This window comes from Streptomyces sp. 3-6 (assembly GCF_056323165.1).
The window spans coordinates 1-1,151 of the sequence record NZ_JBWHZP010000050.1 but is presented as its reverse complement, the minus strand read 5'-3'; the positions used below and the strand labels follow the sequence as shown (position 1 = coordinate 1,151).

Here is a 1,151-nt window from a genome sequence, read left to right as displayed (position 1 = left end):
GCAAGCCGGTCGGGGCTGGCGAAGGCGTTCATGTCGCCGCCGGTCGCGGCGATGAACTCGGCGCCGAGTGTGTCGCCGATGCCGGGCATGGACGTGATCACATGGGCGTCGGGATGTTCGCGAAACCGGCCCTCGATCAGGGTTTCGAGTTCTGCGATCTTCTGGTCAAGAGCCATCACCTCTCTCGCGAGGGTGTGGACCATCTTGGCTGCTGTCTTCTCTCCGGGCACGGCCGTGTGCTGGGCCTCACCGGCAGTCACGGCCGCGTCTGCGGCGCTTTTCGCGGTGGTGAGGGTGCGGACTCCGTGGTTCTTCAGCCAGGTCACCAGTCGGGCCCGGCCGACTCGTCGCAGTGCGGCTGGGGTCTGGTATTTCGTGAGCAGGACGAGGGCGGCCTTGGACCTGCTGTAGTCGAAGGCCCGCTCCAGGGCGGGAAAGTACTCCAGCATCTGCGCGCGAAGCCGGTTGATCGCGCGGGTGCGATCCGCGGACAGGTCCATGCGTCTCGCGGTGAGGATCTTCAGGTCAACCGCGATCTCACTTTGTTCCTGCACCGGCTGCAGGTCACGTCGCATGCGGGCCGTGTCGGCGATGACGAAGGCGTCCTTTGCGTCCGTCTTCCCGCTGCCGCGGTAGGCGGCGGAAGCATGATGGACGGTGCGGCCGGGGATGTAGAGCAGTTTCTGCTCGTGGCTGACCAGGAGTGCGATCAAGAGGGCGGCGCCGCCGGCGTTGAGGTCCACCGCCCAGGTCACTGGCTCGCCCTCGGCCAGCTCCAGGACGTCACCGATGAGTTCCAGCAACTCGGTCTCGCTGTTCGGCACCCGTCGGGTGAGAAATACCGTGGCGTCTTTGTCGATCACTGTGCAGTGATGCTCGCCCTTGCCCGCATCCGTACCGGCCCACAACTCGGGCACAGCCACCTCCGAAGTCGTGCGTGCAGTCTTCTTCCCAGCAGACGACCTCGCCGACGTGTCCATACGAAGCGATGCAGTTCGCGTATCCCAATGAGTGGCCGAGTCGTCGCGGGGCCTCGGGCGGCCAGTCTCCCAAAGCCACTACAACGGCAGAAATATGACAGCCACACCCGATGCCCCTGGGTGTCCCGATCCTACGAATGACCGTGAGCAACCCACGAAGAAAGGTATGGA

Annotated in this window: 1 protein-coding gene; it reads right to left on the bottom strand. The window is 64.8% G+C overall.

The features are described from left to right. A partial coding sequence (locus AC02VZ_RS26015; RefSeq protein WP_476476557.1) for an IS110 family RNA-guided transposase occupies positions 1-917 on the bottom strand: 917 nt, incomplete at its 3' end. Between the last annotated feature and the right edge of the window lie 234 nt (positions 918-1,151).